We start from the raw sequence: 1,329 nt of genomic DNA on the forward strand, positions 1-1,329 counted from the left end.
CCCCCCGAGTGGGGGGTGCCGCCCTGACGTCTGTAGGGGTGACGCGTCCGTCGGCTCAGTAGGCGCCGAAGACGTTGTCGATCGAGCCGTAGCGGTCCGCGGCGTAGTTCGCGGCGGCCACGATGTTGGAGACCGGGTGGTACAGGTCGAACGGCGTGCCGGCCACGTGGTAGGCGTTGAAGGTCGGCTGGATGACCTGGAGCAGACCCTTCGAGGGGACACCGTTCTTGGCGTTGATGTCCCAGTTGTTGATCGCCCGCGGGTTACCGCTGGACTCACGCATGATGTTGCGGTGCAGCCCGTCGTAGGAGCCCGGGATGCCCTCCTTCTTCATGATGGAGAGCGCCTCGCGGATCCAGCCGTCGAGGTTGTTCGGGTAGACCGTGGCGGCGACCTGCTGGGCCACGACCGGCTTCGCGGCCGAGCGGCTGACGGCGGGCTTCGCGACGGTGCGCTCCTTGACGGCGGCCTCGGCGGCGGCCTTCGCCTTCAGGTCGGCCTGGGTCTTGGCGTCGGCCTCGACCTTGGCGGCGGCCTTCACGGCGGCCTCGACCTTGGTCTGGAACGCCGACTGGGTGTCGATGGTGAGGGCGGCGGGCTTACCGGAGGCGGCCTCGGCGGACCAGGCGACCGGGGCGGCCTTCACGGCGGCCTGGTCGGCGCTGGAGCCGTTGGAGGGCACCAGGGAGAGGGTGATGGCTGCGGCACCGGCGGCGGCGATACCGGCGATCGAGACCTTGCGGGCCTTGGTCATACGGATGCTGGACGCGGACATACAGACGTACCTCTTCGAATCGGGAAGTCGCATCAGACCGATGGGAGCGGCGCTGCGCTCCAGTGGCGGCGACTGGGCAATTCTTAGCGGCGGCAAAATGCCCTGGCAATCATGTGACGTACGATCCGCGATAGTGGATCAGGGCGGCGCCCAAACGCCCATTTCGACCTGTCGGCCCCGCTCACACGGTCCTTATCTCTCTACTAAGAAGATTCGTAAGTGACCTGGGTCCTATGCGAGGGCTCACATCCGACCCCCCTCGTTCTCACATTGCGTTGCTTAAGCAATGCAATGTGTGAGGGCTTTTTCGGAAACCCTCGGAAACGGGGGAAGCCGCCCCCCTCAACGGCGGCCGAGAGTGGTCCCCGGGGCAAGGGAGACAAGGGGCGAAGGGGGGTGGCGGGAGAGGAAGAGGGGAGACGGGAAGGGAGATAGGGAGAGGGGAGCGCGGCCGGTCATGGGGAGCCGGAGCGCCCTCGGACCGCGGGCCACGCGCCGCCGCGCACGCCACGCGGGGCCAGGAGACACGGAAGGCGGGCGGGGCCCATCAGGAC

General features: G+C 67.9%; 1 protein-coding gene. It reads right to left on the reverse strand.

The features are described 5' to 3' along the window. Positions 1-55: 55 nt before the first annotated feature. Positions 56-775, reverse strand: coding sequence for a transglycosylase SLT domain-containing protein (locus ACFVIM_RS35195; protein WP_384310463.1), 720 nt, complete (start codon positions 773-775; stop codon positions 56-58). Positions 776-1,329: the final 554 nt, after the last annotated feature.

The sequence above is a fragment of the Streptomyces sp. NPDC057638 genome, from assembly GCF_042800315.1.
Lineage (GTDB): Bacteria > Actinomycetota > Actinomycetes > Streptomycetales > Streptomycetaceae > Streptomyces.